This is a genomic window from Cupriavidus taiwanensis (assembly GCF_900250075.1).
Taxonomy (GTDB): Bacteria; Pseudomonadota; Gammaproteobacteria; order Burkholderiales; family Burkholderiaceae; genus Cupriavidus; species Cupriavidus taiwanensis_C.
The window spans coordinates 3,385,043-3,411,763 of record NZ_LT977070.1; the positions used below are offsets into that span (position 1 = coordinate 3,385,043).

The 26,721-nt window shown below is 64.7% G+C and carries 27 protein-coding genes and 1 tRNA gene; 10 read left to right on the forward strand and 18 right to left on the reverse strand.

What is annotated here, in order from left to right; all coding sequences use genetic code 11:
• Position 1: 1 nt before the first annotated feature.
• A complete protein-coding gene (locus CBM2588_RS15780; RefSeq protein ID WP_115681276.1) occupies positions 2-1,423 on the forward strand; it encodes an amidohydrolase family protein in 1,422 nt (473 codons plus the stop codon).
• Between the two features lie 21 nt (positions 1,424-1,444).
• On the opposite strand, the gene CBM2588_RS15785 is transcribed toward CBM2588_RS15780, so the two are convergent.
• Together CBM2588_RS15785 and CBM2588_RS15790 are read right to left on the reverse strand one after the other, a co-directional pair.
• Positions 1,445-2,038, reverse strand: a complete 594-nt coding sequence (locus CBM2588_RS15785) for a hypothetical protein (protein WP_197717963.1) — start codon at positions 2,036-2,038, stop codon at positions 1,445-1,447.
• 41 nt (positions 2,039-2,079) lie between these two features.
• Complete coding sequence (locus CBM2588_RS15790; RefSeq protein ID WP_147298417.1) at positions 2,080-2,382, reverse strand: hypothetical protein; 303 nt, start codon at positions 2,380-2,382, stop codon at positions 2,080-2,082.
• A 541-nt stretch (positions 2,383-2,923) separates the two neighbouring features.
• Here CBM2588_RS15790 and CBM2588_RS15795 point away from each other — a divergent pair.
• The 3 genes from CBM2588_RS15795 (at position 2,924) to CBM2588_RS15805 (ending at position 4,112) form a co-directional block, all read left to right on the forward strand.
• The gene (locus CBM2588_RS15795; RefSeq protein WP_115681278.1) at positions 2,924-3,112 is read left to right on the forward strand and encodes a DUF1484 family protein; all 189 of its coding nucleotides are present in this window, start codon (positions 2,924-2,926) and stop codon (positions 3,110-3,112) included.
• A 267-nt stretch (positions 3,113-3,379) separates the two neighbouring features.
• Positions 3,380-3,637: a DUF4258 domain-containing protein gene (locus tag CBM2588_RS15800; protein WP_115681279.1), complete on the forward strand. Its 258-nt coding sequence runs from the start codon at positions 3,380-3,382 to the stop codon at positions 3,635-3,637.
• Between the two features lie 4 nt (positions 3,638-3,641).
• Entirely contained in the window at positions 3,642-4,112 is a 471-nt protein-coding gene (locus tag CBM2588_RS15805) for a hypothetical protein (protein WP_115681280.1), read from the forward strand.
• Between the two features lie 313 nt (positions 4,113-4,425).
• On the opposite strand, the gene CBM2588_RS15810 is transcribed toward CBM2588_RS15805, so the two are convergent.
• The 3 genes from CBM2588_RS15810 to CBM2588_RS15820 are packed head-to-tail and all read right to left on the reverse strand — an operon-like array spanning position 4,426 to position 8,840.
• Positions 4,426-6,300: a TRAP transporter large permease gene (locus CBM2588_RS15810; protein WP_115681281.1), complete on the reverse strand. Its 1,875-nt coding sequence runs from the start codon at positions 6,298-6,300 to the stop codon at positions 4,426-4,428.
• A 38-nt stretch (positions 6,301-6,338) separates the two neighbouring features.
• Entirely contained in the window at positions 6,339-7,358 is a 1,020-nt protein-coding gene (locus CBM2588_RS15815) for a TRAP transporter substrate-binding protein (protein ID WP_115681282.1), read from the reverse strand.
• A 36-nt stretch (positions 7,359-7,394) separates the two neighbouring features.
• Positions 7,395-8,840 (reverse strand): mannitol dehydrogenase family protein, encoded by a 1,446-nt coding sequence (locus CBM2588_RS15820; RefSeq protein ID WP_115681283.1) that lies wholly within the window; start codon positions 8,838-8,840, stop codon positions 7,395-7,397.
• Positions 8,841-9,109: 269 nt separating this feature from the next.
• Here CBM2588_RS15820 and manD point away from each other — a divergent pair, with 269 nt between their 5' ends.
• From manD to CBM2588_RS15835, 3 genes are read left to right on the forward strand one after another with little or no spacing between them, the layout of a single operon-like run.
• A complete protein-coding gene (manD, locus tag CBM2588_RS15825) occupies positions 9,110-10,318 on the forward strand; it encodes a D-mannonate dehydratase ManD (protein WP_115681284.1) in 1,209 nt (402 codons plus the stop codon).
• 34 nt (positions 10,319-10,352) lie between these two features.
• Positions 10,353-11,387, forward strand: coding sequence for a Zn-dependent oxidoreductase (locus CBM2588_RS15830; RefSeq protein WP_115681285.1), 1,035 nt, complete (start codon positions 10,353-10,355; stop codon positions 11,385-11,387).
• Position 11,388: 1 nt separating this feature from the next.
• The gene (locus CBM2588_RS15835) at positions 11,389-12,342 is read left to right on the forward strand and encodes a sugar kinase (protein ID WP_115681286.1); all 954 of its coding nucleotides are present in this window, start codon (positions 11,389-11,391) and stop codon (positions 12,340-12,342) included.
• 67 nt (positions 12,343-12,409) lie between these two features.
• On the opposite strand, the gene CBM2588_RS15840 is transcribed toward CBM2588_RS15835, so the two are convergent.
• From CBM2588_RS15840 to CBM2588_RS15850, 3 genes are all read right to left on the reverse strand, one after another.
• A complete protein-coding gene (locus tag CBM2588_RS15840) occupies positions 12,410-13,414 on the reverse strand; it encodes a Bug family tripartite tricarboxylate transporter substrate binding protein (protein WP_115681287.1) in 1,005 nt (334 codons plus the stop codon).
• A gap of 15 nt (positions 13,415-13,429) precedes the next feature.
• The gene (locus tag CBM2588_RS15845) at positions 13,430-14,851 is read right to left on the reverse strand and encodes an amidase family protein (protein ID WP_115681288.1); all 1,422 of its coding nucleotides are present in this window, start codon (positions 14,849-14,851) and stop codon (positions 13,430-13,432) included.
• Between the two features lie 106 nt (positions 14,852-14,957).
• A complete protein-coding gene (locus CBM2588_RS15850) occupies positions 14,958-15,674 on the reverse strand; it encodes a FadR/GntR family transcriptional regulator (RefSeq protein ID WP_231942149.1) in 717 nt (238 codons plus the stop codon).
• 318 nt (positions 15,675-15,992) lie between these two features.
• Here CBM2588_RS15850 and CBM2588_RS15855 point away from each other — a divergent pair, with 318 nt between their 5' ends.
• Positions 15,993-16,313 (forward strand): 2TM domain-containing protein, encoded by a 321-nt coding sequence (locus CBM2588_RS15855; protein WP_115681290.1) that lies wholly within the window; start codon positions 15,993-15,995, stop codon positions 16,311-16,313.
• Positions 16,314-16,350: 37 nt separating this feature from the next.
• Here the strand turns inward: CBM2588_RS15855 and CBM2588_RS15860 are convergent, their stop codons facing one another.
• The 8 genes from CBM2588_RS15860 to petA form a co-directional block, all read right to left on the reverse strand.
• A complete protein-coding gene (locus CBM2588_RS15860) occupies positions 16,351-17,112 on the reverse strand; it encodes a LytR/AlgR family response regulator transcription factor (RefSeq protein WP_115681291.1) in 762 nt (253 codons plus the stop codon).
• Between the two features lie 14 nt (positions 17,113-17,126).
• The gene (locus CBM2588_RS15865) at positions 17,127-18,041 is read right to left on the reverse strand and encodes a sensor histidine kinase (protein ID WP_115681292.1); all 915 of its coding nucleotides are present in this window, start codon (positions 18,039-18,041) and stop codon (positions 17,127-17,129) included.
• A 206-nt stretch (positions 18,042-18,247) separates the two neighbouring features.
• Positions 18,248-18,323, reverse strand: a tRNA-Thr gene (locus tag CBM2588_RS15870).
• 51 nt (positions 18,324-18,374) lie between these two features.
• Positions 18,375-18,863: a ClpXP protease specificity-enhancing factor gene (locus tag CBM2588_RS15875; protein WP_115681293.1), complete on the reverse strand. Its 489-nt coding sequence runs from the start codon at positions 18,861-18,863 to the stop codon at positions 18,375-18,377.
• Between the two features lie 58 nt (positions 18,864-18,921).
• Complete coding sequence (locus CBM2588_RS15880) at positions 18,922-19,533, reverse strand: glutathione S-transferase N-terminal domain-containing protein (RefSeq protein WP_010812311.1); 612 nt, start codon at positions 19,531-19,533, stop codon at positions 18,922-18,924.
• A 204-nt stretch (positions 19,534-19,737) separates the two neighbouring features.
• Entirely contained in the window at positions 19,738-20,481 is a 744-nt protein-coding gene (locus CBM2588_RS15885) for a cytochrome c1 (protein WP_012354072.1), read from the reverse strand.
• A gap of 36 nt (positions 20,482-20,517) precedes the next feature.
• A complete protein-coding gene (locus CBM2588_RS15890; protein ID WP_012354073.1) occupies positions 20,518-21,921 on the reverse strand; it encodes a cytochrome b in 1,404 nt (467 codons plus the stop codon).
• 2 nt (positions 21,922-21,923) lie between these two features.
• Positions 21,924-22,541 carry a ubiquinol-cytochrome c reductase iron-sulfur subunit gene (petA, locus tag CBM2588_RS15895; RefSeq protein ID WP_018004948.1) on the reverse strand — a complete coding sequence of 206 codons (618 nt, stop codon included), beginning with the start codon at positions 22,539-22,541 and terminating at the stop codon, positions 21,924-21,926.
• 214 nt (positions 22,542-22,755) lie between these two features.
• Between petA and mscL the strand changes: the two genes are divergently transcribed.
• Positions 22,756-23,181: a large conductance mechanosensitive channel protein MscL gene (gene mscL / locus CBM2588_RS15900; protein ID WP_111521354.1), complete on the forward strand. Its 426-nt coding sequence runs from the start codon at positions 22,756-22,758 to the stop codon at positions 23,179-23,181.
• A gap of 56 nt (positions 23,182-23,237) precedes the next feature.
• Here mscL and CBM2588_RS15905 read toward each other — a convergent pair whose 3' ends face one another.
• Complete coding sequence (locus CBM2588_RS15905; protein ID WP_115681294.1) at positions 23,238-23,984, reverse strand: Nif3-like dinuclear metal center hexameric protein; 747 nt, start codon at positions 23,982-23,984, stop codon at positions 23,238-23,240.
• Between the two features lie 20 nt (positions 23,985-24,004).
• Between CBM2588_RS15905 and CBM2588_RS15910 the strand changes: the two genes are divergently transcribed.
• Entirely contained in the window at positions 24,005-25,198 is a 1,194-nt protein-coding gene (locus CBM2588_RS15910; protein ID WP_018004945.1) for a Do family serine endopeptidase, read from the forward strand.
• A gap of 417 nt (positions 25,199-25,615) precedes the next feature.
• Here CBM2588_RS15910 and CBM2588_RS15915 read toward each other — a convergent pair whose 3' ends face one another.
• Positions 25,616-26,710 carry a porin gene (locus CBM2588_RS15915; protein ID WP_115681295.1) on the reverse strand — a complete coding sequence of 365 codons (1,095 nt, stop codon included), beginning with the start codon at positions 26,708-26,710 and terminating at the stop codon, positions 25,616-25,618.
• Positions 26,711-26,721 lie beyond the last annotated feature (11 nt).

Consider the following 26,721-nt stretch of genomic DNA (forward strand, 5'->3'; position numbering starts at 1 on the left):
CATGGTGCACAACACCAACGCCACCACCGCCACCACCGCCACCAACGCGCCGGCCGGCGCGCTGCTGATCCGCAACGCCGCCGCCGTGATGACCGGCCGCGCGGGCGCCGCCGCGCGTGCCGGCGCCGCCGACATCCGCATCCGCGACGGCCGCATCGCCGAGATAGGCACCGGCCTGCCCCGCCACGACGGCGAAGCCCTGCTCGACGCCAGCGGCTGCGTGGTCTACCCCGGCTGGGTCAACACCCACCATCATTTGTTCCAGAACCTGCTGAAGGCAGTGCCCAGCGGCATGAACGCCGGACTCGAGCAATGGCTCGCGGCCGTCGCTTACCCGCGCCTGGCGCGCTTCACCCCCGAAATCTTCCGCACCGCGGTGCGCCTGGGCATGGCGGAGCTGCTGCTGTCCGGCACCACCACGTGCGCCGACCACCACTACCTGTATCACCACGGCCACGGCGCGGAGACCGGCGACGTGCTGTTCGAGGTGGCCGAAGAACTGGGCATGCGCCTGGTGCTGTGCCGCGGTGGCGCGATCCAGTCCGCCTCCGATCATCCCGGCATGCGCGCCACCGCGCTGGTGCCCGAGACGCTGGACGAAATGCTGGCCGATATCGAACGGCTGAAATCACGCTACCACGACCCCGCCGCCGACGGCCTGCGCCGCGTGGTGGTGGCCCCGACCACACCCACCTTCTCGCTGCCGCCCGCCCTGCTGCGCGAACTCGCCGCCTTTGGCCGCGGCATGGACCTGCGCCTGCATTCGCACCTGTCCGAGACCGACAACTACGTCAGGTTCTGCCGCGAGAAATACCAGTGCACGCCGGTCCAGTTCGTCGCCGACCACGACTGGCTGGGGCCCGATGTCTGGTTCGCGCACCTCGTCACGGTCAACCCGGAAGAGATCCGCATGCTGGCCGTGACCAACACCGGCATGGCGCATTGCCCGGTCAGCAATGCGCGGCTCGGCAGCGGTATCGCGCCAGTGCGGGCGATGGCGGATGCGGGCGTGCCGATTTCACTCGGCGTCGATGGGGTCGCTTCCAACGAGTCGGGCAGCATGGTGCATGAGGCCAATTTTGCGTGGCTGGTGCATCGCGCGCTCGGCGGCGCCGCGCAAACGCGGGTGGAGGAGGTAATTCATTGGGGCACTGCCGGCGGGGCGCAGGTTCTGGGGCTGCCCGGTATCGGCACGCTTGCGCCGGGACAATCGGCGGACCTGGCGATCTATGACGTCAGCGGGCTGCGGTTTCATGGGTTTCATGACATCGGTACGGCGCCGGTCGCGGCGGGGGAGCCGACGCCGGTTCGGGATGTGCTGGTGCGGGGGCGGCAGGTGGTGCGGGATGGGGCGGTGGTGGGGTTGGATTTGGAGAAGTTGAGGCGGGAGGCGCGGGAGGCGTTGATGGGGTTGGTGGATTGAGGGGGATTGGTGTCGCTTTGGCTATGGGTCTGGGACGAACCGCATTGAGCGGATGATGGCCAGGACGTCGGGGAGTGCCTGCTCTGATCGTTTCAAGATCGGCTTGCCCCGTGTTGCGGTGATCTCACGCGGATCGTAGCCCAACAGCCAGTCGCCGTTCTGAGTCATCACTGCCCGATGCTCATCCCCCATGCAGAAGGCCAATGTCCGACGCCGAGGGGGCGCCACTGCGCTCCATGTGTAGATGTACGCTTCGCTGTAGTAATGGGGGTTCAGCTCGTCAATGCGCCGGAGTTGTACATCCCGGGCATAGTCCTTGTCATCGCCGCGATATGCCTCCATTAGCTCGGGACATATCGTCTTTGCGTTCCCGGGATGGCAGCTGATCGAAAAATACATCTCACGTGCGTAGCGGCCCTTGGGATAATACTTGTCGTGACGAAACCAACCCATTGGCAGCGAGGCCGTTTCATCTACCCTGGCCTCTCCGCCGCCCTTAGCCACGAACGCTAACGCGCAATCTTTGATTGGTATCACGTAGCGCTGCATTCCTTTCCCTAAGGACTCTTCATCATTCTCCCCACCATGAGCACTTAAGCTGATTGCCAAGAGCAATGGTGCTATCCAATGTCCGCTCAATATCTTGCGCCTTGGCCTTATTTTTTCCATTGATATTCCTCTGGCTTGAATTGCAGCGTGCCCGACGCGTCAGGGAACTGGGGCTGATCGAACAGCAGTACTTGCGCGTAGGCGTAAGCGTGATAACGGTCCACTAGGCCGTTCAGAGAAGGATTAGCTCGCTCCAGGTGGTTCGGGAGGTTCACGAGGCAAGATGCGCGACGGAACGAGACATTCTCATAGAACACGAACAGATCGCGATCGAGCGGCCCTTCTCCATCCAGCGCATACAGACGATGAGTAGAGGAAAAGAGATGTTGGTAGAGGCTTGCAGTGTCCATGTCCCGATCCGTCAAACCGCCATGTTGTTCGCACGCGCTACTGCGACTTCGGCGCTTAGCAATCGGCTATTTGTGCCCCTGCATCTAAAGGAAATCAACGGCGGGATCCGGATTCGAAGCGCGATATTCATCTCGATCAAATACCGGGAGCCTTTCTTTCCCTTCAACGGGACGAATTTTCGTTTCGAATGTGCTCTTAGCATTTCGGCTATTGGCTAGCGGGCGAGGCTCGGGCAGCATGCGGCGTCCGTATCGGATTGCGAACTGTCTTATCGCGCCGCGTGCCGTGGCGCGGGAGACTGGGGCTGTCATCGAACAACGGTGACCGAGTGTGGAAACTCGAATGCCTACCCCTGCGGCAATCGCTCTTGCGATTGCCCGCATCCGCGTACGCGCGCCACTCAGCTTTATGGCGGGCCGGGCGAGGCAGCCGTCAGGCTGACCGGGATTGGGGCAAGCACCGGTTTCCACCCTCGTCGTCAGGCCCGCCGCCCTCCTCTTGCGTCGCGCGGCGGACCTTCATGCAACGATTGGAGGTCCTATGTCGGAAATCGATCTATCTACGGCGCGGTACAGTCTCTTGGCGGTGGCAGCAAGCATTGATGGGGTACTTGCCTTGCTGGAGCAGCAGAGTGAATGGTGGGAAGGCGGCTTTGCGGCGTTTTGCCTGTTGGGATTGGTGAAGGCGCAGTTGGAGCGGGTGCTGGAGGACGATCTGCCGGCCTCTTGATGCAGACCGCTTGCCGGCACGAATGGTTGGCATTGCGGTTAAGCACGTCTCCTTGCGCTTGTTTGCCCCCCTCTTCCGACTGACTACGGGAGAGGGGCGGACTAGCTGATCAGGCTTACACGAAGTCAGGCCGAATGCGAAGTGTCCTATCGCTTTGAGCGCCGGGAAGCGTGAAACTGGGATACACTTCAACCTATCAAAATAATAGGTGACCCAGTGAGGCACCCGTCGACACGTCAGTTGGAAAAGCACATTCACGCATGTGCTATGGAAACGTCGAACATTGTGTTCGCGGCTCATGCGCGAGACCGAATGCGGCTGCGGATGATCAACGACCCGATGGTTCTCGAAGCGCTTCGTAAAGGCCTGATTTCGCGCGAACCGGAGCCTGACATGCGGACACCCGGCCTTCGCTGCGTGATGGAGCGTTATGTTTCGGGGATCAACGTTGGCGTCGTTGTCCTGGTCGATTACCCAGCGTCCGACTTGACTGTCATTACGGTGATGGATGTGACCAAGAGGTAAGAAGATGTACCACTACACAGACGGCGGCCTCAAGAACGTGTGGCTGGTCAATGGCTACAAGGTTCATAACACGCCCTATGGCGAAGGCGTGTCTATCGAGAATCTAGATGGTCTCTGCGTCGCCATTTGCCTGGCCCTGGCCAAAAAACCCTCCCCTCTCACCGGTACGGAATTCCGCTATATCCGCAGCGCAGGCTTGATGCAGTCGCAAGCCGGTCTGGCGAAATTGCTCGGCAACAATGAGCAGGCCGTAGCGCGTTGGGAGAAGACCGGCAAGTTGCCTAGCTGGGCCGACAAACTGGTGCGCCTCCTTTACCTGGCCCGCGCGGAAGGCAATGCACCGATTGCCTCAGTGATTGAGCGCATCAACGCAATCGAGCGCGCGGAGAAGCAGAAGATCGTGCTACGCACTGTAAAGTCAGGATGGGCATCCAAGTTGGAGCCGCAAAGCAGTGGCGGAAGCGTTGCTGCATAAGACTCCTGCATGCCCCACTACCGGACAGCGGTCGATGCAGACCGTAGAGCGCCTTAGGATTTCGTACCATCGTCGTGCCGTCGGTCCCTGAGGCCGCTATCCAGATAGTGGTACACCTTCGATGTTCGTTGCGTTGGTGACTTCGTTGATGCGCCGGCCCTCTCCCCCGCCCCTCTCCCGCAAGCGGGAGAGGGGCGCAAACAAGCGGGAGGGAAAAATTCTATGTGCTCCTCCGCTACAACGGCGCGCTCACCGATGCCCCCTGCGGGGCGCTAAGGCCCGCCCCCTGAGCGCCGAGCCAAGTAAAGCCCAATTACAAAAACCCAATCGAAAACCAAGGCACCAACGTCAACAGCACCAGCGCCACAAACAGCGCCGCCATATGCGGCCACACCTTTGGCATCGCCACGTCCGGCGACACGCGCCCGATCGCGCAGGCAGCATAGAACCCCACGCCGAACGGCGGCGCGAACAGCCCCAGCCCCATCGCGAAAATCACGACCATGGCGTAATGCACCTCATGCACGCCGACCAGCTTCGCAATCGGGAACAGCAACGGCCCGAACAGCACGATGGCGGGGATGCCTTCGAGCAGGCTGCCCAGGATCACGAACGCCAGCGCCGACACCAGCAGGAAGCCGGTCTTGCCGCCGGGAACGGCCGACAGAATTTCCACCAAGTCTTGCGCGAAGCCGGACTGGGTCAGCGCCCAGGCCATCGCGGTGGCACAGCCCACGATCAGCAGGATCGCCCCTGACAGTGCCGCCGTGTCCAACAGCATCGGGTAAATCCGGCGCCAGTCGAACTGGCGGTACACCAGGACCCCTGCCACCACCGCATAGAAGATGCCGATGGTGGATACCTCGGTGGCAGTGGCCACGCCCTCCACCACGGCGGTGCGAATGATGACGGGCAGCGCCAGCGCCGGCAGCGCCACCAGCAGCGCCTTCACGATCGCCGGGCGGGATGGCCGCGGTACTCGGCTCATGTCTTCCTTGCGGGTCTGGAACCAGACCACCAGCGACATCATCACCAAGCCTACCGCCGCTGGCATCAGGCCACCGATGAACAGCGAGGTGATGGACACCCCCGTTACCGATCCCACCGTGATCAGGACGATGCTGGGTGGGATGGTCTCGGACATCGCGCCCGAGGCCGACAGCAGCCCGATCAGGTCGCCGTCCTTGGCACCGCGCCGCTTCATTTCGGGGAACAGGCTTGGCGCCACGGCGGCCATGTCGGCGGCCTTTGCACCGGAGATGCCGGAGACGATATACATCGCGCCGAGCAGCACATACTGCAAGCCACCGCGCAGATGGCCGATCAGGCTGACCAGGAAGTGGATCATCGCGCGCGCCAGGCCGGTCATCTCGATCAGCGCGCCCAGGAAGACAAAAAGCGGCACCGCCAGCAGGATCAGGTGCGACATGCCCTCCTGCATGCGATTCGGAATGATCGACAGCGGCGTGGCGGTCGACAGCGACAGGTAGCACAGCGTGGCCAGGCCGAAGGCGAAGGCGATCGGTACGCCGATCGCGACGCATGCGACCAGCATCAGCAGGAAGAAGATCACCAGGTTGATATTGCCCAGCGTCATCAGCGTCGGCGACAGCAACCACAGCAGGCCGCCGCACAATGCCACCATCAGGCCGGTCGCAGCCACCGGCTTCCAGTGCGCCGACAGCAAGCGCAGGATGGCCGCCACCAGCATCAGCACGACGCCGGCCAGCACCGCGGCGGCGCGGTAGCCTTCACTGATCTCCAGCGTCGGCGTCGACACCTCGAGGTGCTCGGTCAGATGCTCCCACGCCGGCCGCAGCAACAGCGACAGGAATGCCACCACGAGCCACATGCCGAGCGCATCCACCCAGGCGCGCCTGGCCGGCGGCAGGGCCTTGATAAAGGTGGTCAGCTGCATGTGGGCACCGCGGTCCAGCGCGATGATGGCGCCGAGCATCGCCAGCCACAGGAACAGGATGCTGGCCAGTTCATCCGTCCAGGGCACCGGCTGGTGCAGGGCGTAGCGCGCGAACGCGCCGCCGCCCAGCAACAGGATCTCTGCCAGCACGATCAGCGCAGCCGGCACCTCCACCACGCAGGCCATCAGGCGGCGCCAGCACGCCGCGGCGGCTGACGGCGTTGACCACGCCAATGGCGCCGGCGCAATGGCTTCAGCGGTGTGCTCCATCGATGTCTCCTTTCCTTCTTTATCGTTAGTGCCAGCCGTCATGCGAGACGGCCCGCATATTTCTCCAGCCGGGACCACGCTTCGTCGCCGTACTTCTTCTTCCATTCGGCATAGAAGCCGGCGCCTTGCAGCAAGGCACGGAACGGCGCGGGATCGGGCTGGTTGAAGACGATGCCGAGGCGGCTCAGCTCGGCTTGCGCATCGGTATTCAGGCGCGCGATGTCCTCGCGCTGCTTCAGCGCCGCCGCGGTGAAATGTGTCGTGATGGCGGCCTGGACTTCAGCCGGCAGCGCCCGGAATTTCTTCGCGTTGCCGAAGATGAAGTGACCATCCCAGGTGTGTCCGGTGAGCGCGCAGAACTTCTGCACTTCATAGAGCTTGGCGCTGCGGATCAGCGCCAGCGGATTCTCCTGTCCGTCGACGACACGGGTCTGCAGCGCCGAATAGAGCTCGCCGAACGGGATGGCCGTGGGCGACGCGCCGAGTGCCTTGAACATCGAAATCCACAGCGGGATGCCCGGCACGCGCACCTTGAAGCCCTTCAGGTCCGCCGGCGAGTTGATCGGCCGGCTTGCCGAGGTGATGTTGCGATAACCGTTGTCCAGGCATTTGTCGAAGACGTGCAGATTCACCTTGCCCAGGGCAGCACGCACATAGGCACCGACGTCGCCGTCCATCGCCGCCCAGACCGTGGCGTAGTCCTTGAAGGCAAAGGCCACGCCGTTGATGCCGGCGGTCGGCACCAGGGTCTGCAGGTTGGTGCCGGCCGTCGACATGAAATCCATGGCACCGGTTCGCACCTGCGCGATCATGTCGGGCTCGCTGCCCAGCTGGCTGTTGGGATAGACCTGCAGGTCGACCTTGCCGCCGGTGTCCTGGCGGATCGCCACCGCCGCCTGCTGGATCCGCAGCGTGCCCGGATGGTCGGCGGGAAAGGCGGTGCCGTACTTGAGGCGGATGGAAGCGGCCTGCGCCAGTACATGTGCGGCCGGCAGTGTCATTGCCAGCGTGCCGACGGCAAGCGCGCCAAAGCGGCGGCGGGTTAGCGGAACAGCCATGGTGCGGTGGTCTCCTTGTTGTCGGGTGGGGATGGTTCAGGACGACAGCAGTGCGGCGGCGCCGCCAAGGCGCAGAACCGACAGATGCGAGGCCAGGCGGTCCGCAAGCGGCGCCGGCCACGGCTCGCTGCCAAATACTGGCGTGTGCGCGAGCGCCCTGCCAACGGCGTCGGCATCGCTGTGCGCGCCCCGCAGGCACGCTGCCAGCGCAGGCGCACCCGGGTCGTCGAATGCAAGCGCCTGGCCGCTATCGCTGCGTCCACTGCGCAGGCAATGCAGCCAGGCGGAGAGCGCGCGTTCCAGCCACGGCCGCTCGGTCCCGGCGCTGGCGCGCAAGGCGGGCAGCCAGCGCATCGGCACCTTCTGCGTGCCGTCGGCCGCAATCTGCGCGGTGCGATGGTCGAGTGCGGCATTGCGAAAGCGCTGCAGCAAGGCCTCGCTGTAAGCAGCGACGTCATACCCGGGCGGCGCTTGTACGGTGGCGCGCAGGTCAGCCATCACACCGCGGGCGAAGGCGCCCACCAGCGGATCGTCCACGGCCTCGGCAACGGTCGGCAACCCGCGCAGTTGCCCGGCATAGGCGATGGCGGAATGCGTGCCGTTGAGCAACTGCAGCTTCATCGCCTGGAACGGCCGGACATCGCCGGTCATCAGCGCGCCGCCCGCCTCCCATGCCGGCCTGGGCCCGGCGAAGCGGTCCTCGATCACCCACTGCGTGAAGGCTTCGCAGACGATCGCGGCCTCGTCGCGCAAACCCAGGCGGCGCTGCGCGTCGCGGCGCGATGCCGGCGTGGCGGCGGGGACGATGCGGTCCACCATGGTGTTGGGGAACGCCACGTCGTCGCGCACGCGGCGGGCCAGCGCGGGCTGCGTCAGCGCTGCGTACTGCGCCAGCAGCTTGCGCAGCGTGTCGCCGTTGGTTGGCATGTTGTCGCAGCAGACGATGCTCAGCGGCGCCCCGGCGGGCCGACGGCGCAGTCCGGCAGCCAGTACGCCGAGCGTGCTTCTGGGCGCGTCGGGATGCGCCAGGTCGTGTCGAATATCGGGGTGTTGCGTGTCAAGGTCGGCGCTGGACGGATGCTGGCAGTAGCCCTTCTCTGTCACGGTGCAGGTCACCACGGCGATGCCGGGATCAGCCAGCGCGCCGAGCACCTCCTCCTGGGCATGCGGGGCATACCACGCCTGCACCACGGCGCCGACGATGCGCGTCGTGGCCGCCGCGCCTTCGCACTCGGTCACCGAATACAGGAAGTCCTGTGCCGCCAGCGTGCGCGGTGTGCGGGGCTCGCGCAGGCTGACGCCGACAATGCCCCAGCGGCGGTCCCCGGCGCGGATCGCGGCCTCGGTGTACAGCGCCTGGTGCGCGCGATGGAACGCACCGAGTCCCACATGCAGCACGCCGCGCGACAAGCGGCTGCGATCGTAGCCGGGCTGTTGCACTTCAGGGTTGGCGCGGCAACAGTTGCGTTGCGTGAGCCTCATCGGCGGTACCTCGGCAAGTCAGTTGTCAGCAGCATCGTGCGTGCATCCGGCGTTGTCTTCGATGCGAGGAAGTTTGCACGCAGCCGTGGTGTCCAACGTGCGGTGCTTTCGCCATTCACTACGGCAAAGGCTGCATTTGATTGCGGAATCGGCCGTACTCCGCCGCATTCGGCCCGCAGTACTCTGGCCGCATCCACACCGATGCTGGCGTTCCGCAAACAGGCGGCGCCATCGGGCTAAGACAACGACGATCCGGCCGGAGACACCCTTTGAAGATCGAACAGATAAAGACCATCGTCACCTGCCCGGGGCGCAACTTCGTGACGGTCAAGGTGGTGACCGATGCAGGCGTGTACGGCCTGGGCGACGCCACGCTCAACGGCCGCGAGCTGGCAGTACAGGCGTACCTGGACGAGCATGTGATTCCGTGCCTGATAGGCCGCGATCCGCGCAGGATCGAGGACCTCTGGCAATACCTCTACCGCGGCGCTTACTGGCGGCGTGGTCCGGTCACGATGACCGCCATCGCGGCCATCGACATGGCGCTGTGGGACATCCTGGGCAAGCTGGCCGGCATGCCGGTGTACCAGTTGCTGGGCGGGCGCAGCCGCCATGGCTTGATGGTGTACGGTCACGCCACCGGGCGCGACCACGCCGAGGCTATCGACGCGGTGCACCGCCATATCGAACAGGGCTACAAGGCGATTCGCGTGCAGTCGGGCGTGCCGGGCTTGTCCAAGGTGTATGGGGTCGGCACCCAACCCGGCCACTATGAACCTGCGCAGAAGGGCCTGCCGCCGGAGGAGCCCTGGGACACGGTGCTGTACCTGCGCCACACCCCCGAACTGTTCCGCAAGGTGCGGGAGGCCGTCGGCTTCGGCCCGCATCTGCTGCACGATGCGCACCACCGGCTGACACCGATCGAAGCGGCCAGCCTCGGCAAGGCGCTGGAGCCCTTCACCCTGTTCTGGCTGGAAGATCCAACGCCAGCGGAGAACCAGGAGGCATTCCGGCTGATCCGCCAGCACACCACCACGCCGCTCGCGGCCGGCGAGATCTTCAATTCCCTGTGGGACTGCAAGGAGCTGATCAGCCATCAGCTGATCGACTACATCCGCGCCACCATCGTCCACGCCGGCGGCATCACGCATGTGCGCCGCATCGCGGACTTCGCCGCAATCCACCAGGTGCGCACCGGCTTCCACGGCGCCACCGACCTGTCGCCGGTATGCATGGCGGCGGCAGTCAACTTCGGGCTGTGGGCGCCGAACTTCGGCATCCAGGAACTGATGCCGCACGGCGCGCTGATCGACGAGGTGTTTCCGCACAACTATCGGCTGGAGGACGGCTACCTGGTGATGGACGACGTGCCCGGCCTTGGCGTCGATATCGACGAGGCGCTGGCGGCCCGCTATCCATACGAGCGCGCCTACCTGCCGGTGGCGCGGCTGCGCGACGGTGCGATGTGGAACTGGTAGCCGCCGCATCAGTTGACCGGAACAAGGAGCAAGCATGTTGAGCATCGTCGTCGAGCAACCGCATCGCATGGCCGTGCGCGAGCGGCCCAACCCATGCCCTGCCGAAGGCGAGGTGCGCGTGCGCGTCCGCCTCGCCGGCATCTGCGGTTCGGACCTGCACATCTTCCATGGCAAGAATCCGTTCGCGACGTATCCGCGCGTGATCGGTCATGAGTTCGCCGGCCATATCGATGCGGTCGGCGCTGGCGTCGGCAACAACCGCATCGGCGAGCGGGTGGTGGTGGATCCGGTGATCAGTTGCGGCCAGTGCCATGCCTGCCGCATCGGCCGGCACAATGTCTGCCAGCGGCTCCAGGTGATCGGCGTGCACCGCGATGGCGGCTTCAGCCAATTCGTATGCGTGCCGGCACGTAACGCCTACACGGTGCCCGACAGCATGCCCACCGCCAGTGCCGCGGTGATCGAGCCGTTTGCCGTGGCGGCCAACGCCACCCATCGCACCGGCGTGCTGCCCTGCGATGTGGCGTTGATCTACGGTGCGGGACCGGTCGGCCTTAACCTGCTGCAGGTGTTGAAGCGCGTGTATGGCGTCCGCACCTTCATCACCGACCATGTCGATGAACGGCTGGCCCTGGCGCGCGGCTGCGGCGCGGAAGAGGACGAGATCATCAACACCGCGCGCGAGCCGCTGGCCCGCGCCCTCGAACGGCGCGGCGTGGCGGGGGGGCCGACACTGATCTACGACGCGGTCTGCCATCCCGCCATCCTCGAGGAAGCCGTGGCCCTGGCCGCGCCGGCAGGCCGCATCGGCGTGCTTGGGTTTTCCGCCACGCCGTCGGCCGTGCCGCAGCAGGCGCTGACCAGCAAGGAACTTACCTTGTACGCCTCGCGCCTGAACTGCGCGATGTTTCCCACCGTGATCGACTGGATCACGCGCGGGCTGGTGGACCCGGGCCGGATCGTCACGCACCAGATCAACTTCCGCGACGTGGCCGGCGCCTTCGACCTCGCCGAAAGCCACCCGCGCGCCTGCTGCAAGGTGCTGCTCGACCTGGGCGAGGACGCCTGAGATGCGGGCGACCTTCGACATCGTCGCGCTCGGCGAGCCCATGGTGGAGTTCAACCACGCCGGCCCGCGCGATTCGCGCACCTATGTGCAGGGCTTTGGCGGCGATACCTCCAACGCCATCATCGCCGCGGCACGCCAGGGGGCGCGGTGCGCCTACCTGACCAGGCTGGGCGACGATGAATTCGGCCGCATGTGCCTGTACCTGTTGCGCACCGAGCGCGTCGACACCAGCGGCGTCGTCATCGACGCTTCGGCACCTACCGGCCTCTACTTCGTCCATCACGGGCCGGAGGGCCACGCCTTCACCTATCGGCGCGCGGGTTCCGCCGCTAGCCGGCTGCAGCCCTCGGACCTGCCGGTCGCAATGATTGAAAGGGCCACGTGGTTCCATGTCTCGGGAATCAGCCAGGCGATCAGCAACTCCGCCGCGCGTACCGTGCGCGAGGCCGTCCGCATTGCGCGCCAGGCTGGCACCAAGGTGTCCTACGATCCCAACCTGCGCCTGGCGCTCTGGCCCCTGGAGCGCGCCCGGGAAGTAATCGTCGCCACTCTTCCCCTGTGCGACCTGTTCCTGCCAAGCCTTGACGACGTGCGTCTGCTTGCGGGCATCGACGATCCCGCCGGCATCGTGGCGTGGTGCCACCGCATGGGCGCACGGCAGGTGGTGTTAAAGCTGGGCAAACAGGGCTGCCTGGTATCCGACGGCGTGCAGCTGACCGTCGTGGCGCCGTACCGCGTCGACGCGGTCGATACCACCGGTGCAGGCGATTGCTTCGACGGGACCTATCTGGCGCGTCTGGTTGCCGGCGATGACCCGGTGTCCGCCGCGCGATGGGCCGGCGTGGCGGCGGCGCTGGCCACCACGGGCTACGGCGCCGTGGCACCGCTGCCGCGGGGGCAAGCGGTCCGGCGTGCGCTGTCAGGGCAAGACCGGGCAGCCAGCCCGGCTGCCTGAGCGGCTGCCTGAGTGGCTACCTGAGCGGCTGCGCCTGCTGCCTGCCACATGCACCCGTGCGCGCCGATCAATCCCCCTTGAAGCCCGACGCCTTGATCACCGGCGTCCAGCGTGCGGAGAGTGCGCCGGCATACCTGGCGACTTCTTCCGTGGTGCCGCCGGGCAGGATGTCATAGCCGGCGCGCGCCAGCTTGTCGCGCACGTCCGGCATGGCTAGGACCTTGCGCACGGCCTGATACCACTGCGTCGCCACCTCGGGCGGCGTGCCGGCGCGGACATAGAGCAGGTAGCGCGACGAGGTCACGAGGTTGGGAAAGCCGGATTCCGCAAAGGTCGGCACATCGGGCAAGGCATCGGCACGCTTTTCGCCTGCCACGGCCAGCACGCGCAGCTTGCCGCCGCGATGCAGTTCGGTAAAGGTGGTGATGGCGTCCATGCCTGCCGCGATCTGGTTGCCCATCATTTCCGTCGCCATCGCCGCGCCACCGCGATATGGCACCAGCGTGCTGCCGGTGCGGGACTGGCTGACAAACTCCACCGCCAGGAAGTGCAGCAGCGTGCCAACCGTGCTGATGCCGATCGCATACTCGGCCGGTCTGGCCCGGGCGGCGTTGATGAAGTCCGCCAGCGTCCTGATCGGTGAGCTGGCGCTGACCGCTATGCCGAACTGGACGCCGGTCACATCGGTGATCGCCGTGAAATCGGTGGCGGGGTTGAAACGTATATTGCTGTAGATCAGCGGCCCGATGAACATCGGATCGACCGGTGCGAGCAGAACCGTGTTGCCGTCGGCGGGCGCGTTCTTCAGGAATTCCGCGGCCACGCGCGTGCCGGCACCGGGGCGGTTTTCAACGATGACCGTACGGCCCATGGCGTCTTTCAGCTTCTCGGACAGCAGGCGGCCCATGTAGTCGGCCGGCCCGCCCGGCGGAAACGGCACGATGAGGCGCGATACGGTCTGCCCCCATGCGGCCCGGGAGAGCAAGCCACCGGTGCAGAATGCTGCGGCGGTGGCCGCCAGCATGGCGCGGCGCGAAAGCTGTGGGGCGTAAGCATGACTGCGATCGTTCATGGCAAGCTCCTGAGTCTAGATGCCGGGTTGCACGTGGGTGAAAGGGGTAAAGCGCGCCGCGTCTTCAACTATCTCGCCGGCGCGCAGCAACAGGTCCTCCCGGAAGCGCCATGCCATCAGCTGCACGCCGACGGGCACGCCACCGGCCATGCCTGTCGGCACGGACAGTCCCGGCATGCCCAGCAACGCCGTTGCCAGCAGTGGGCTCTGGGCGTCGAGCAAGGCCCGGTTTTCTTCGCGAGAGCGGATATCCGCGTCCTGCACGCTGGGGCGCTGCCACGACACCGGCATCAGCACCAGCGGATACGTTTGCATGAACAGCGACCAGTTGCGGGCGATCGCCTGGCGCCGTGCCAGCGCATCGAGAAAGCCATCGCGATCGGTTTCCTGCATCCCGTCCAGCATGTTGCGCTGGCTTTGCCGCATCGCTTCGTCGCCATGCTGGTCCACACCTGCGATGATGTTGCGGCGGCTGTCGTCGACCGTAAGCGTGCGCCACAGCGCCGCCGCTTCCAGGAAGTCGGGCAGGCAGGCTTCCTCGACGGCGTAGCCCGCTTGCTGCAGCCCGTGCGCGGCACGGTCCAGCGCTGCGCTGACCGCGGGATCGATGGGAATGCCCGGACAGCGGCTGAACAACGCCACGCGGATCGGCCCCTGTGGCAGCGGCAGTTCCAGCGGCACCGGCACCCAGGCGGGGTCGCGCGCGTCGTATCGGGCCATGGCGTGGTAGCCAAGCCGCAGGTCGGCAATGCTGCGCGCAAGCGGGCCCTGCACGGACATCAGTTGTGGCGTGATGCTGCGCTCGGCGGTGGCCGACGGGTTGTACGCCGGCACCCGCCCTGCCGTTGGCCGCAGGCCGAGCACGCCGCAGGCATAAGCCGGATAGCGAATCGAGCCACCGATGTCATTGCCATGCGCCAGCGCCCCCATGCCGGCAGCGACGGCAGACGCGGCGCCGCCGCTGGAGCCACCGGGGGTGATATCCGCATTCCACGGGTTGAGCGTGCGCCCATGCAGGCCGTTTTCCGTAAACCACCGCGATGAATAGGTTGCCGTATTGCTGCGCCCGACGATGATGGCCCCGGCACTGCGCCAGTGCGCCACCACGGGCGCGTCCTCGTGCGCGATGTTGTGCTTCAGCGGAATCACGCCATTGGTGGTGGCATGGCCGGCCTGGTCGACATTGATCTTGATCGTGACTGGCACGCCGTGGAGCGGCCCCAGCTCGGCGCCCTCGGCAACCTTTCGGTCGGCGGCATCGGCACTGGCCAGCGCCTCGTGCGCCAGCACCTCCGGCAGTGCGTTGAGTCTCGGATTAAGGGCTTCGATGCGCTCCAGCACGCTGGACGTGACCTCGCGGCAGGAAATCTCGCGCCGCCGCACGGCATCGGCAATATCGACAGCGCTCCAGCGCCAAAGCGGTTCAACAGGTTTCACGTCAGGGCTCCCAGGATTCAGGCGATAGGAATCCCACCCGCCGTGTCGGCTGCGACGCTGGCGGTTGGGTGTGCAGAAAAAGGGGGGACGCTGGCGCGTCAGGGAATCAGTCGCCCGGGCTCATCAGCAAGCTTCCGCGATCCACCCGGGATTCGGCTTCCAGGGCCAGCGCTTCCGCATGCGCCATGTGCTCTTGCATCAGGGCACGCGCACGTTCCGGGTCGCGCGACCGGAAGGCTTCGATCAGCGCGCTGTGGCTGTGGAAGATCTCTTCATCGAAGTCGCTGAAATCGTCTTGCGCGTTTCGTACCACGATGACACGGCGGATGATGTCATTGAGCAGGCGGCAGAACAGCGCCAGCATCGGACTGCTGCAGGCGTCGGCGAGGCGATCGTGAAACAGCGGGTCGGCCTCGCGCCGCTCGTTCCAGTCCGCGCTGCCGCCATGTTCCGGGTGGCTCAATCCGACCAGGGCTTCAAGATCGTCGATGTCGGCATCGGTCAGGCGCAAGGCGGCATTGGCGGCCAGTTCCGGTTCCACCGCGCGGCGCAGCGCGTAGAGCGTGACAATGTCTACGGACTGGAAGTACAGGAAGTTGGAGACCGCCTCCAGGCATCGCTCATACGGCGGCTGCGTCAGCGTGGCGCCGCCGTTCGGCCCCGTACTGACCTTAACCAGCCCCTGCGCCTGCAACGAGGCAAGCGCCTCGCGCACCGTGCCGCGCGCCACGCCCATCTGTTCGATCAGGGCCGCTTCCTGCGGCAGCTTGTTTCCGACCTTCTGGTGCGTCTGCACGATCCAGCGCTTGATATCGCTGACCACCTGGTCCGAACGCTTCACGCGTTTGCTGCCCTCTATCTGTGGCGCAGGCTTGGAACTCATGGCTGACTATTTATGATCATAATTATCATGATTATGAGCGACGCTTCGGCTTTTCCTATGCGGGTATTCCCGGCAACGGGCGCCGCGTGATGCGGGCGCAGGAAATCAGGCTAAGGCAGGGGCAAAGCGGCCGACATTCACGCGGTGCGCGTAACCAATGACGAACGAAATTCGTCGATTCGGCCCATGGGCCTGGAGCGACGCCGGGTAGTGGCCTATACCTGTCGCATGCCAACCTTACTGATAACGGGGTATCCCATGCACCACGCTTTCCCGCCCAACGATCCCAACGCCATGGCCTACTGGCGCGCGCGCCGCATGGTGCGCGCCCTGCGCGGCTGGTATATCCACCTGCTGGTCTACGCCGTGGTCAATGCGTGGCTGTGGTTCCGCTTCTTCTACTTCCCGTCGCCGCCGTGGTCGCATTACGCCACCACCAGCTGGCCCTGGCCGCTGACCACCACGCTGGCCTGGGGCCTGGGGCTGGCCTTGCACGGCTTGCTGGTCTGGAGCCGGCTGTCGCGCCGCGGCCGGGACTGGGAACAGCGCAAGATCCAGGAATTCATGGATCGGCACTAGCCGGCCCTGTGGCCGGCGCCCAATGACACCGGCCGGCTTACATCTGCCGGAACCGATGCATGTAGGCGCGCGACACCGGCAGTTCGGCATCGCTGCCGCGCATCCTGACAAAGAGCCGGCCTGACTCGTCGCGCCGCGTGCCGGCCACGTATTCCATATTGACGATGGACGAGCGGTGGATCTGCCAGAACACCTCCGGGTCCAGGGCGGCCATCAGTTCCGCCAGCGGCGTGCGGATCAGGTGCTCGCCATCCCGGGTATGGACCACCACATACTTGTCGTCGCTCTGGAAGTACATCACCTCCTGGATCGGCACGTGGCTGGTGGTATTGCCGCGGCTGGCCCGGATCCATCGCAACTGCCCGCCACCTTCCGCGCGCGGCTGGGCGCGGGTCAGCTGGTTCAGCAGCTGCGCCAGTTCGGGCAGGGGCGCCGCCTCCTGCAACGCCTTGCGCAAGCGCTCGATGGTGCGGCCAAGCCGTTCCTCGCTGACCGGCTTGACCAGGTAGTCCACCGCGGCGCGCTCGAACGCATCGAGCGCAAATTCGTCATAGGCCGTGACGAACACCAGCCGCGTATCGGTTTCGATGCCCTGCGCCACTTCCAGCCCGGACAGGCCGGGCATCTTGATATCCAGGAAGGCAACGCTCGGCGACAACCGCGCAATGGCGTCTGCGGCCTCGATGCCGTTGGTCGCCTCGGCAACGATCTGCAACTCCGGCCACAGGCGCTGCAGCTTGCCACGCAGGTATGCACGCAGGTGCTCTTCGTCATCGGCGATCAGGGCGGTTGGCGTCATCGGGCGTCTCCGGTTCAGGATGCAGTCGGCAGCGGGAGATCGATCAGTACGGCAGTGCCGGGCGAGCGCTCTTCGATCCTGACGTGGGCGTCGCCGTCATACAGCACCGCCAGCCGTTCGCGCAGGTTAGACAGCCCAACGCCTGCACCAGCCGATGGCCGAAAACCCATGCCATCGTCCTCGATCGTCGCCAGCATGCGCGCGCCGCGCCGCTCCAGCCGGACCAGCAGCCGCCCGCCTTCGATCTTCGGCTCCAGGCCATGCTTGATCGCATTCTCGACCACCGGCTGCAGCAACATCGGCGCCAGCGGCATCGGTTCGAGTTGCGGGTCGACATCGACCGTGTAATGCAGCCGCTCACCCATGCGAATGCGGATCAGCGCCAGGTAGTCGCGCAGCAGCTTCGCCTCCTGCGCCACCGTGCCCTGCGTCGCGCGGCTGGCGGCAAGCGACACGCGCAGGTAGGCGATGAAATGCTCCAGCATCATCGTCGCCTTCTGCGGCGCGGGCTCGATCAGGCTGACCACGTTGGCCAGCGTGTTGAACAGGAAGTGCGGCTCGATCTGCGCCTGCAGCAGCTTCATGCGCGCCTCGACCAGCTGCTTCTCCGTCGACAGCGTGCGCACCTGTTCCTGCGCCATGTATTCGGCAATCTTGCGCTCTTCCCACCGCCGCCCCAGCAGGCCCACACGTCCCCAGGTCATGATCCCGTGCACTGCCAGGCCGATCCCCCACCCCATCAGCGGACCACCGGCCCAGGGCCGATGCGACGATCCCATCAGATGGAAGCCGATCAGCATCGCGTTCACCACCACATAGACCATGGCGTGCAGATAGAAGAAGCGCAACGCGCGCACGCGGTGGCGGGCTTCTTCATAGGCACGTTGCTCGGGGGCGGCGCGCCAGAGGCGGGAGTGGGGGAAAGGCACGGGTGGGTGGTTGGGGCGGCGATTGGGCGCAGGTTACCACTGGCCCACGGGGGCTGATATGCGAGTGCCGGGAATCGACGGGATGGCGGCGTGAAACGACGGAAATAAGACGTCGACGCCCAGTGTGGCCGGCTACCGCTGTGACAACGCCTCGGACACCGCCAAAACAAAACGGGCTACGCAATGCGTAGCCCGTCTTTCAATTCTGGTGCCGGCTGCAGGACTCGAACCCGCCACCTGATGATTACAAATCAACTGCTCTACCTGATGAGCTAAGCCGGCATATGGATGCAGACCGCGATTCTACTGCATTGCGGTCGGCTTTGGGATGGCTTACTTCACCACTTTCAGTGCGGGCTTCTTGCCGCCGATGCGGGGCACCGGGGGCGGCGTGTCGTCGTCGCCGGGGCCGGGGTCGCTGGTGGTTGCCGGGGTTTCGGCTTCGACCGGGGCGAGCTTGGGCGGCGGGTTGTTTTCACGCTCGGTGGCGGCCTGGGTTTCCGGCACGCTGCGTTCGACCGGGAAGGCCATGCCTTGCCCGTTCTCGCGGGCGTAAATCGCCAGCACGTTCTCGACCGGCACGTCGATCTTGCGCGAGACACCGCCGAAGCGTGCGCTGAAGGTGATCCACTCGTTGCCCATGTCCAGGCCGCTGGTGGCGTCGAAGCTGACGTTCAGCACGATTTCGTTGTTCTTGACGAACTCGCGCGGCACGTTGGTGTTGGCGTCGACGAAGACGGCGATGTACGGCGTGAAGCCGTTGTCCGTGCACCATTCGTAGATGGCGCGGATCAGGTAGGGCTTGGTGGAGGTTTCAGGCATTGTGCTTCCAATGGCGCCGGCAATGGCCCGAGGGCGGTTGCCGTCGGGCCGGTGCCGGTTAGCGGCGCATCACCTTTTCGGACGGGGTCAGCGCTTCGATGTACGCGGGACGGCTGAAAATGCGTTCAGCATACTTCAGCAGCGGCGCGGCGTTCTTCGACAGCTCGATGCCGTAGTGGTCCAGGCGCCACAGCAGCGGCGCGATGGCGACGTCGAGCATCGAGAACTCTTCGCCCAGCATGTACTTGTTCTTGACGAAGATCGGCGCCAGCTGCGTCAGCCGGTCGCGAATCGCGGCGCGGGCGCGTTCGTGGTTCTTTTCCGCGGCCTTGCCCTTTTCGTTCTCCAGCGTGTAGACGTGGGTGAACAGTTCCTTTTCGAAGTTGAACAGGAACAGGCGGGCGCGGGCGCGCTGCACCGGGTCGGCCGGCATCAGCTGCGGGTGGGGGAAGCGCTCGTCGATATATTCGTTGATGATGTTCGACTCATACAGGATGAGGTCGCGCTCGACCAGGATGGGCACCTGGCCGTACGGGTTCATCACCGAAATATCTTCGGGCTTGTTGAACAGGTCGACGTCGCGGATTTCAAAATCCATGCCTTTTTCGAACAGGACGAGGCGGCAACGTTGGGAAAACGGGCAAGTCGTACCCGAATACAACACCATCATGGTTGGATTCCTTGGGCTTAGCCGGAGCTGGGTCGGACAGTAAGGTCTGCCATTCTGCCAAAGTCGGCTACCGAAAAGCAAATAAGTGGCAAATGCGGCGCTTTTTATGACTATCGCCTGAAAAAAGCCAGGGGCGGCGCTGCCTTTTTCGCAGCGACCGCCCCTGGCTTTCTGGGTCAGGGCCCGATCAGGCCCTGCCACGGTTTACTTCACGTCTTTCCAGTACGCCGCGTTCAGGCGCCAGGCGAACACGGTGAACACGCCCAGGAACAGCAGCACCCACACGCCCAGGCGCTTGCGGTGGTTCTGCGCGGGCTCGGCCATCCAGTCGAGGAAGCTGACGAGGTCGGCGGTCATCTGGTCATACTCGACCTTGCTCAGCTTGCCCGGGCTCAGTTGCTCGAAGCCGGCGAACTTGTGCACCTTCTCGCCATGCTCTTCCACTTCAGTGAACTTGGCGGCGCGCTGGCCCTGCAGTTCCCACAGCACGTGCGGCATGCCGACGCTCGGGAACACCAGGTTGTTCCAGCCGGTGGCGCGGCTGTCGTCGCGGTAGAACGTGCGCAGGTAGGTGTAGAGCCAGTCGTCGCCACGGGCGCGCGCGATCACCGACAGGTCCGGCGGCTGCGCGCCGAAGAAGGCCTTGGCCTCCTTCGGCTGCATGGCGATGTTCATGGTTTCGCCCACCTTGTCCGCGGTGAACAGCAGGTTCTCGCGGATCTGGTCGTCGGTCAGGCCGATGTCCTTGAGCCGGTTGTAGCGCATCATCGATGCGCCGTGGCAGTTCAGGCAGTAGTTGACGAACACCTTGGCGCCGCGCTGCAGCGACGACAGGTCGGCGGTGTTCACCGGCGCCGGCTCGAGGGGGAAGCCCCCCTCGGATGCCATGGCGGGCGCGCCGGCAATGCAGGCGCCGGCCAGCGCGAGGATCGAAAGCAGCTTTTTCATCTTGTGTCCTTGTGCTCTTGTCGGGGTTCGCTTCGCTCAGTGCGGGTGGAACGTGACACGCTCCGGGACCGGCTTGAACTCGCCGACACGGCTCCACAGCGGCATGGTCAGGAAGAAGGCGAAGTACAGCAGCGTACCGAGCTGCGACACCTTCTCACCAACCGGCGACGGCGGTTGCACGCCGAGATAGCCGAGCACCAGGAACACCACCACGAAGACGATCAGGATGGTCTTGTGGAAAGCGGGACGATAGCGGATGGACTTGACCGGCGAGCAGTCGAGCCACGGCAGGAAGAACAGGATCACCACCGAGCCGCCCATCACCAGCACGCCCCAGAACTTGGCGTCGATGAAGTAGAAGCCCACGGCCAGGATCACCGCGATGGCGATGGCACCGATCTTCACGCGCGCATCCTTGCTGCGCAGGAACACCATGCCGAGCAGCAGCGCGAAGAACACCCACAGGATCGGCAGGAAGTTCGACGTGGTGGCGCGCAGCATCGAGTAGAACGGCGTGAAGTACCAGACCGGCGCGATATGCGGCGGAGTCTTCAGCGGGTCGGCCGGGAAGAAGTTGTTGGCTTCCAGGAAATAGCCGCCCACCTCGGGGAAGAAGAAGATCACCGCCGAGAACAGGATCAGGAAGCCGCCCACGCCGAGCAGGTCATGCACCGAGTAGTACGGGTGGAACGGGATGCCGTCCAGCGGGATGCCGTTTTCGTCCTTCTTGGCCTTGATCTCGACGCCGTCCGGGTTGTTCGAGCCCACTTCGTGCAGCGCGATGATGTGCGCGATCACCAGGCCCAGCAGCACCAGCGGCACGGCGATGACGTGGAACGAGAAGAAGCGGTTCAGGGTCGCGTCGCTGACCACGTAGTCACCGCGAATGAACAGCGACAGGTCCTGGCCAATCACCGGAATGGCCGAGAACAGGTTCACGATCACCTGGGCGCCCCAGTACGACATCTGGCCCCACGGCAGCAGGTAGCCCATGAAGGCTTCGGCCATCAGGCACAGGAAGATCAGGCAGCCGAAGATCCAGACCAGCTCGCGCGGCTTGCGGTACGAACCGTACAGCAGCCCGCGGAACATATGCAGGTAGACCACGACGAAGAACGCCGAGGCGCCGGTCGAATGCATGTAGCGCACCAGCCAGCCCCACGGCACTTCGCGCATGATGTATTCCACGCTGGCAAAGGCCACGGGAATGCCGGCGGCGTTAAGCGTGCCGTCCGGCTTGTAGTTCATCACCAGGAAGATGCCCGTGACGATCTGGATCACCAGCACCAGCAGCGCCAGCGAACCGAAGAAATACCAGAAGTTGAAGTTCTTCGGCGCGTAGTAGCGGGACAGGTGGTCTTCCCACAATTGGGTCGCGGGAAAGCGGGCGTCGATCCAGCCCAGCAGGCCGGTCGTCTTGACTTGTTTTTCGGCCGCCATGATCAGGCTTCTCCTTTCTCGTCCTTGCCGATCACGATCTTGCTTTCGGACAGGAACTGGTAGGGGGGAACATCGAGATTCTGCGGAGCCGGCTTGTTCTTGAAGACGCGCCCGGCCAGATCGAAGGTGGATCCATGGCAGGGGCAGAGGAAACCGGGATCAGTGCCGAGCTGAGGATTGGCACCGGGGGCGAAGGGGCCCGAGGGGGAACAGCCGAGATGGGAACAGATGCCCACTACCACCAGCACGTCCTTGTGCTCCGGACGCGAACGGGTTTCGTTCTTGCAGTACTCGGGCGTCTGCATGGTGAACGGGATATCGGAATTGGGATCGGCCACTTCGCCGTCCGTCTTCTTCAGCGACGCCAGTTGCTCCTCCGTGCGCCGCATGATCCAGACCGGTTTGCCGCGCCACTCGACGGTCATCATCTCGCCCGGCTTCAGGGCGCCGATATCCGCCTCGACTGGGGCACCCGCGGCCTTGGCCTTCTCCGATGGTGCAAAGGTACTGACGAAAGGAACCGCTACCGCCACGCCTCCGACGCCGCCAGCGACGGATGTCGCGATCAACCAATTGCGGCGACCTTTATCCACGCTCTTCACGTCTTGCTGGTCACTCATTCCAAACCCCAGGGGAAGTCAATTTAGATTTTGCGTCAACCATAAAGTGTACCTTAGACACCTGCGCACTAGATAGGCAGAAAATGCCACGGCCTCGCGCGATTATCGGACATGCATCCCGGAAATCCGCCTGCACGCTTGATTTCCGGTGAGTGATGCGGCAGGCTTCCAGCTTGAAACCGTTCACCCATCGCCACAAGAAGGAGAACCCCCCATGGGCATGATCTCGGAATTCAGAACCTTCGCCGTACGCGGCAACGTCATCGACCTGGCTGTCGGTGTGATCATTGGCGCGGCGTTCGGCAAGATCGTGGATTCGGTGGTCAACGACCTGATCATGCCGTTGGTAGGACGTGTGGTGGGCAAGCTGGATTTCTCCAGCATGTTCATTGTTCTGGCCGATCCCCCTCCCGGGACCCCGCTCACGCTCGATGCCCTGAAGAAGGCCGGCGTACCGGTGTTTGCCTATGGCAATTTCCTGACCATTGTTGTCAACTTCATCATCCTGGCCTTCATCATCTTCCTGATGGTGCGCGCCTTCAACCGGATGCGCGCGGCAGAACCGGCGCCGCCGCCCGCCGCCCCGCCCGAGGAAGTGGCGCTGCTGCGTGAAATCCGTGACAGCCTGAAGGCCCGCTGATTTCGAAGCCAGAACGATAAAACGGCCCCGCTGGGGCCGTTTTGTTTTTTGTCAGATCAGACCGGATTCGGAATATCGATAAAGGTATGGCGCAGGCCGAAGCGCTCGGCCACATGCTGGCCCAGCGAGCGGATGCCATAGCGCTCGGTCGCGTGATGGCCCGCCGCCAGATACGCCACGCCGCTCTCGCGCGCCAGGTGCGTGGTCTGCTCCGAGACTTCGCCGCTCAGATAGGCGTCGACGCCGGCGGCCACCGCGGCATCGAAATACCCTTGCGCCCCACCCGTGCACCAGCCAACGGTGCGGATCATCTGCTCCGGCGCGCCGATCGCCAGCGGTTCCCGCCCGAGCACGCCGCCGACATGCGCAGCCAGCGCGGCAAGCGGCATCGGCGCGGGTAGCGTGCCGGTCCAGCCCAGCTGGTCGTCACTGAAGCGGCCGGTGGGCGTGAAACCGAGCTGCAGGCCAAGTTGCGCGTTATTGCCGAATTCCGGGTGATTATCCAGCGGCAGGTGGTAGGCGAACAGATTGATATCGGCGCCGAGCAGGCGCTTCAGGCGCGCATGCTTCTGCCCCACCACGCGCGCATCCTCGTTTTTCCAGAAATAGCCGTGGTGCACGAGGATGGCGTCGGCGCCCGCCTCGACCGCGGCATCGACCAGCGCCAGGCTTGCCGTCACCCCGGTCACCACGTGTGTGATCTCCGAGCGACCTTGCACTTGCAGCCCATTGGGACAATAGTCCTTGTAGCGGGAAACTTCCAACAGGTCGTTCAAGTACAATTCAAGCTCTTTTGTTTTCATTTTCTGCTCAAAACTCCAATATGTTGCGGCGCTTTTGGCTGTTCTTTGCCCAGGCTGTCACCGTCGTGCTGGCGGTCTGGTTCGTCGTGGCAACGCTCAAGCCTGAATGGCTGCAGAGGGGGCGCGTCGCGGTCCAATCCGGCTCGCCCATCGTGGCGCTCAAGGAGGTCGTGCCCAACGTGTCCGGTCCTGCGGCCGAAGGGTCATACAGCGAAGCCGCCCAGCTGGCCATGCCGGCGGTGGTCAATATCTTTACCAGCAAGAACGGCAACAAGCGCTCGCCCAACCCGCAGGCCGAGGATCCGTGGTTCCGCTTCTTCTTCGGCGACCGCCTGCCGGAGCGGCAGGAGCCGGTTTCCAGCCTGGGGTCGGGCGTCATTGTCAGCGCCGAGGGTTACATTCTAACCAACCACCACGTGGTCGACGGCGCCGACGAGATCGAGATCGCGCTGACCGATGGCCGCAAGGCCAACGCCAAGGTGGTCGGCTCCGATCCGGAAACCGACCTGGCCGTGCTGAAGGTGACGCTCAAGGATCTGCCCGCGATCACGCTAGGCCGGCTCGAGAACGTGAAGGTCGGCGATGTGGTGCTGGCCATCGGCAACCCGTTCGGCGTGGGCCAGACCGTGACCATGGGCATCGTGTCCGCGCTGGGCCGCAGCCACCTGGGTATCAACACCTTCGAGAACTTCATCCAGACCGATGCCGCGATCAACCCCGGCAACTCGGGCGGCGCGCTGGTCGACGCGCAGGGCAACCTGCTGGGCATCAATACGGCGATCTATTCGCGCTCGGGCGGCTCGCTGGGCATCGGCTTCGCCATTCCGGTATCGACGGCCAAGCAGGTAATGGAGTCGATTATCTCGACCGGCAGCGTGACGCGCGGCTGGATCGGCGTCGAGCCGCAGGACATGACGCCGGAGATTGCCGAATCGTTCGGACTCGATGCCAAGGAAGGCGCCCTGATTGCCGCCGTGGTCCAGGGCGGTCCGGCCGACAAGGCGGGCGTACGGCCAGGCGATGTGCTGACAAAGGTAGATGGCTTGTCGATCACGGATACCACGGCGCTTCTCAATGCCATTGCGCAGCTCAAGCCAGGCGTGGACATCAAGATGACCGTGATCCGGCGCGGCAAGCCGACGGACCTGACGGTGACCATCGGCAAGCGGCCACCTCCGCCGCGCCGCTCGCTGCCGTTCGAAGAGGAAGAATAAGCCGGGCCGCGCCTTTACCGGAGTCAGCAAACCCGCCAGCGATGGCGGGTTTTTTCATGCCCGCATCGATTCCGGGACGGGGCGGTAGCGGCGAGATGGATCGGCCTGCGTCCGATTTCGGCAGAGCCGCAGCGTCCTGCCTTACAGCGCCAGTTGTCCTGGCGATGACAGCCCGTCTGAATGGGTCTGCCACCGTGCCTTGCCGGGCCGCTACTATCCGCGTGGTTTGAATGGGCAAATGCAGACCGGCCCGTCCCAATGGAAATTCGCACGGTCTGACGGCAAGCGGACGCAGTACAAGGCGCCAGCCATTCTATCGATTGCCTCGCCTTGGATTGCGCAAAAGAAAACGCCGGCATCCTTGCGGATGCCGGCGTTTTTCAAGTCAACCGTCAGCGGGCGGAGGCCCGCGTCAGATTAGAACTTGTGGCGCAGGCCGACCACAGCACCGAACTGGTCCTTGCCAGCTTGGACGGTGTTGAAGCCGTTCACGCCCAGCAGCGAACCGTTGTCGTTCAGAGCGTACGACAGCGAGGTGTACACGTCGGTACGCTTCGACAGCGCGTAGTCGGCGGTCACGACGAATTGCCACGGATCGGCGTCGGTCTTGCGGAAGTCTTGGTAGTAAGCAGCGCCCGACAGCGAGAACGCCGGGGTCAGCTGGTAGCCCAGACCCAGCCAGTACAGGTTGGAGGTACCGTTGATGCCCAGCGGGTTGGCGGCAGTCGCCACTTGGCCCGGCAGAGCGGCGCCGTCAGCAGCCTTGGCCCAACGGTAGCCAGCGTAGACCTTGGCCGGACCGAAGGCGTAGTTGGCACCAACGGTGGCGCGGCGGATACGCTGACCGCTTGCGTCGACAGGAGCAGCGGCGGTGCCGGTGGTCGTGCCGTGCACTTCGTCATAAGCAGCACCAACCGAGAACGGGCCGGCTGCGTAGTTCAGCATGGCACCGTACTCTTGGCCGCGGCGGAAGGCGCCGGCAACTTCTTGGCCGTTGTTGTTGAAGCTGTAGAAGGCCGAAGCGGTCAGGCCACCGAACTTGCCGATGTACTTGACGGTGTTGTCGGCGCGCGAAGCGAAAGCGGCGTCCTGAGCCAGGATACCGTAGCGCGACGAGATGGCCATCGGGTCATAGATCAGACCGAAGTCGTAGAAGGCGGTCTGTTGACGGCCCAGCAGCAGCGAACCGAAGTTGCTTTGCAGACCGACGTAGGCTTGACGACCGAACAGACGACCGCCTTGGGCCGAACGACCGTCATCCAGGTCGAAGCCGCTTTCCAGGACGAACACGCCCTTCAGACCGCCACCCAGGTCTTCCACGCCACGCAGGCCCCAGCGCGAACCGGACTGGTTACCCGACGACATGCGGAACAGATCGTCGCCGGCAGCGTTGGCCTTGCTGACGTATTCGAGGCCGACGTCAGCCACGCCGTACAGGGTCACGCTCGACTGGGCATACGCGCCACCAGCGGCCAGAGCGGCGACGGCAGCAGCAAACAGTTTCATCTTCATATCGACACTTT

Coding starts and splice junctions, on each gene's coding strand:
- CBM2588_RS15910 (WP_018004945.1), top strand. CDS start 24,005: ATGTTGCGGCGCTTTTGGCTGTTCTTTGCCCAGGCTGTCACCGTCGTG.
- CBM2588_RS15905 (WP_115681294.1), bottom strand. CDS start 23,984: ATGAAAACAAAAGAGCTTGAATTGTACTTGAACGACCTGTTGGAAGTT.
- CBM2588_RS15840 (WP_115681287.1), bottom strand. CDS start 13,414: ATGAACGATCGCAGTCATGCTTACGCCCCACAGCTTTCGCGCCGCGCC.
- CBM2588_RS15810 (WP_115681281.1), bottom strand. CDS start 6,300: ATGGAGCACACCGCTGAAGCCATTGCGCCGGCGCCATTGGCGTGGTCA.
- CBM2588_RS15915 (WP_115681295.1), bottom strand. CDS start 26,710: ATGAAGATGAAACTGTTTGCTGCTGCCGTCGCCGCTCTGGCCGCTGGT.
- mscL (WP_111521354.1), top strand. CDS start 22,756: ATGGGCATGATCTCGGAATTCAGAACCTTCGCCGTACGCGGCAACGTC.
- CBM2588_RS15805 (WP_115681280.1), top strand. CDS start 3,642: ATGTACCACTACACAGACGGCGGCCTCAAGAACGTGTGGCTGGTCAAT.
- CBM2588_RS15795 (WP_115681278.1), top strand. CDS start 2,924: ATGTCGGAAATCGATCTATCTACGGCGCGGTACAGTCTCTTGGCGGTG.
- petA (WP_018004948.1), bottom strand. CDS start 22,541: ATGAGTGACCAGCAAGACGTGAAGAGCGTGGATAAAGGTCGCCGCAAT.
- CBM2588_RS15885 (WP_012354072.1), bottom strand. CDS start 20,481: ATGAAAAAGCTGCTTTCGATCCTCGCGCTGGCCGGCGCCTGCATTGCC.
- CBM2588_RS15890 (WP_012354073.1), bottom strand. CDS start 21,921: ATGGCGGCCGAAAAACAAGTCAAGACGACCGGCCTGCTGGGCTGGATC.
- CBM2588_RS15790 (WP_147298417.1), bottom strand. CDS start 2,382: ATGGACACTGCAAGCCTCTACCAACATCTCTTTTCCTCTACTCATCGT.
- CBM2588_RS15875 (WP_115681293.1), bottom strand. CDS start 18,863: ATGCCTGAAACCTCCACCAAGCCCTACCTGATCCGCGCCATCTACGAA.
- CBM2588_RS15855 (WP_115681290.1), top strand. CDS start 15,993: ATGCACCACGCTTTCCCGCCCAACGATCCCAACGCCATGGCCTACTGG.
- CBM2588_RS15800 (WP_115681279.1), top strand. CDS start 3,380: ATGGAAACGTCGAACATTGTGTTCGCGGCTCATGCGCGAGACCGAATG.
- CBM2588_RS15835 (WP_115681286.1), top strand. CDS start 11,389: ATGCGGGCGACCTTCGACATCGTCGCGCTCGGCGAGCCCATGGTGGAG.
- CBM2588_RS15815 (WP_115681282.1), bottom strand. CDS start 7,358: ATGGCTGTTCCGCTAACCCGCCGCCGCTTTGGCGCGCTTGCCGTCGGC.
- CBM2588_RS15780 (WP_115681276.1), top strand. CDS start 2: ATGGTGCACAACACCAACGCCACCACCGCCACCACCGCCACCAACGCG.
- CBM2588_RS15820 (WP_115681283.1), bottom strand. CDS start 8,840: ATGAGGCTCACGCAACGCAACTGTTGCCGCGCCAACCCTGAAGTGCAA.
- CBM2588_RS15830 (WP_115681285.1), top strand. CDS start 10,353: ATGTTGAGCATCGTCGTCGAGCAACCGCATCGCATGGCCGTGCGCGAG.
- CBM2588_RS15860 (WP_115681291.1), bottom strand. CDS start 17,112: ATGACGCCAACCGCCCTGATCGCCGATGACGAAGAGCACCTGCGTGCA.
- CBM2588_RS15880 (WP_010812311.1), bottom strand. CDS start 19,533: ATGATGGTGTTGTATTCGGGTACGACTTGCCCGTTTTCCCAACGTTGC.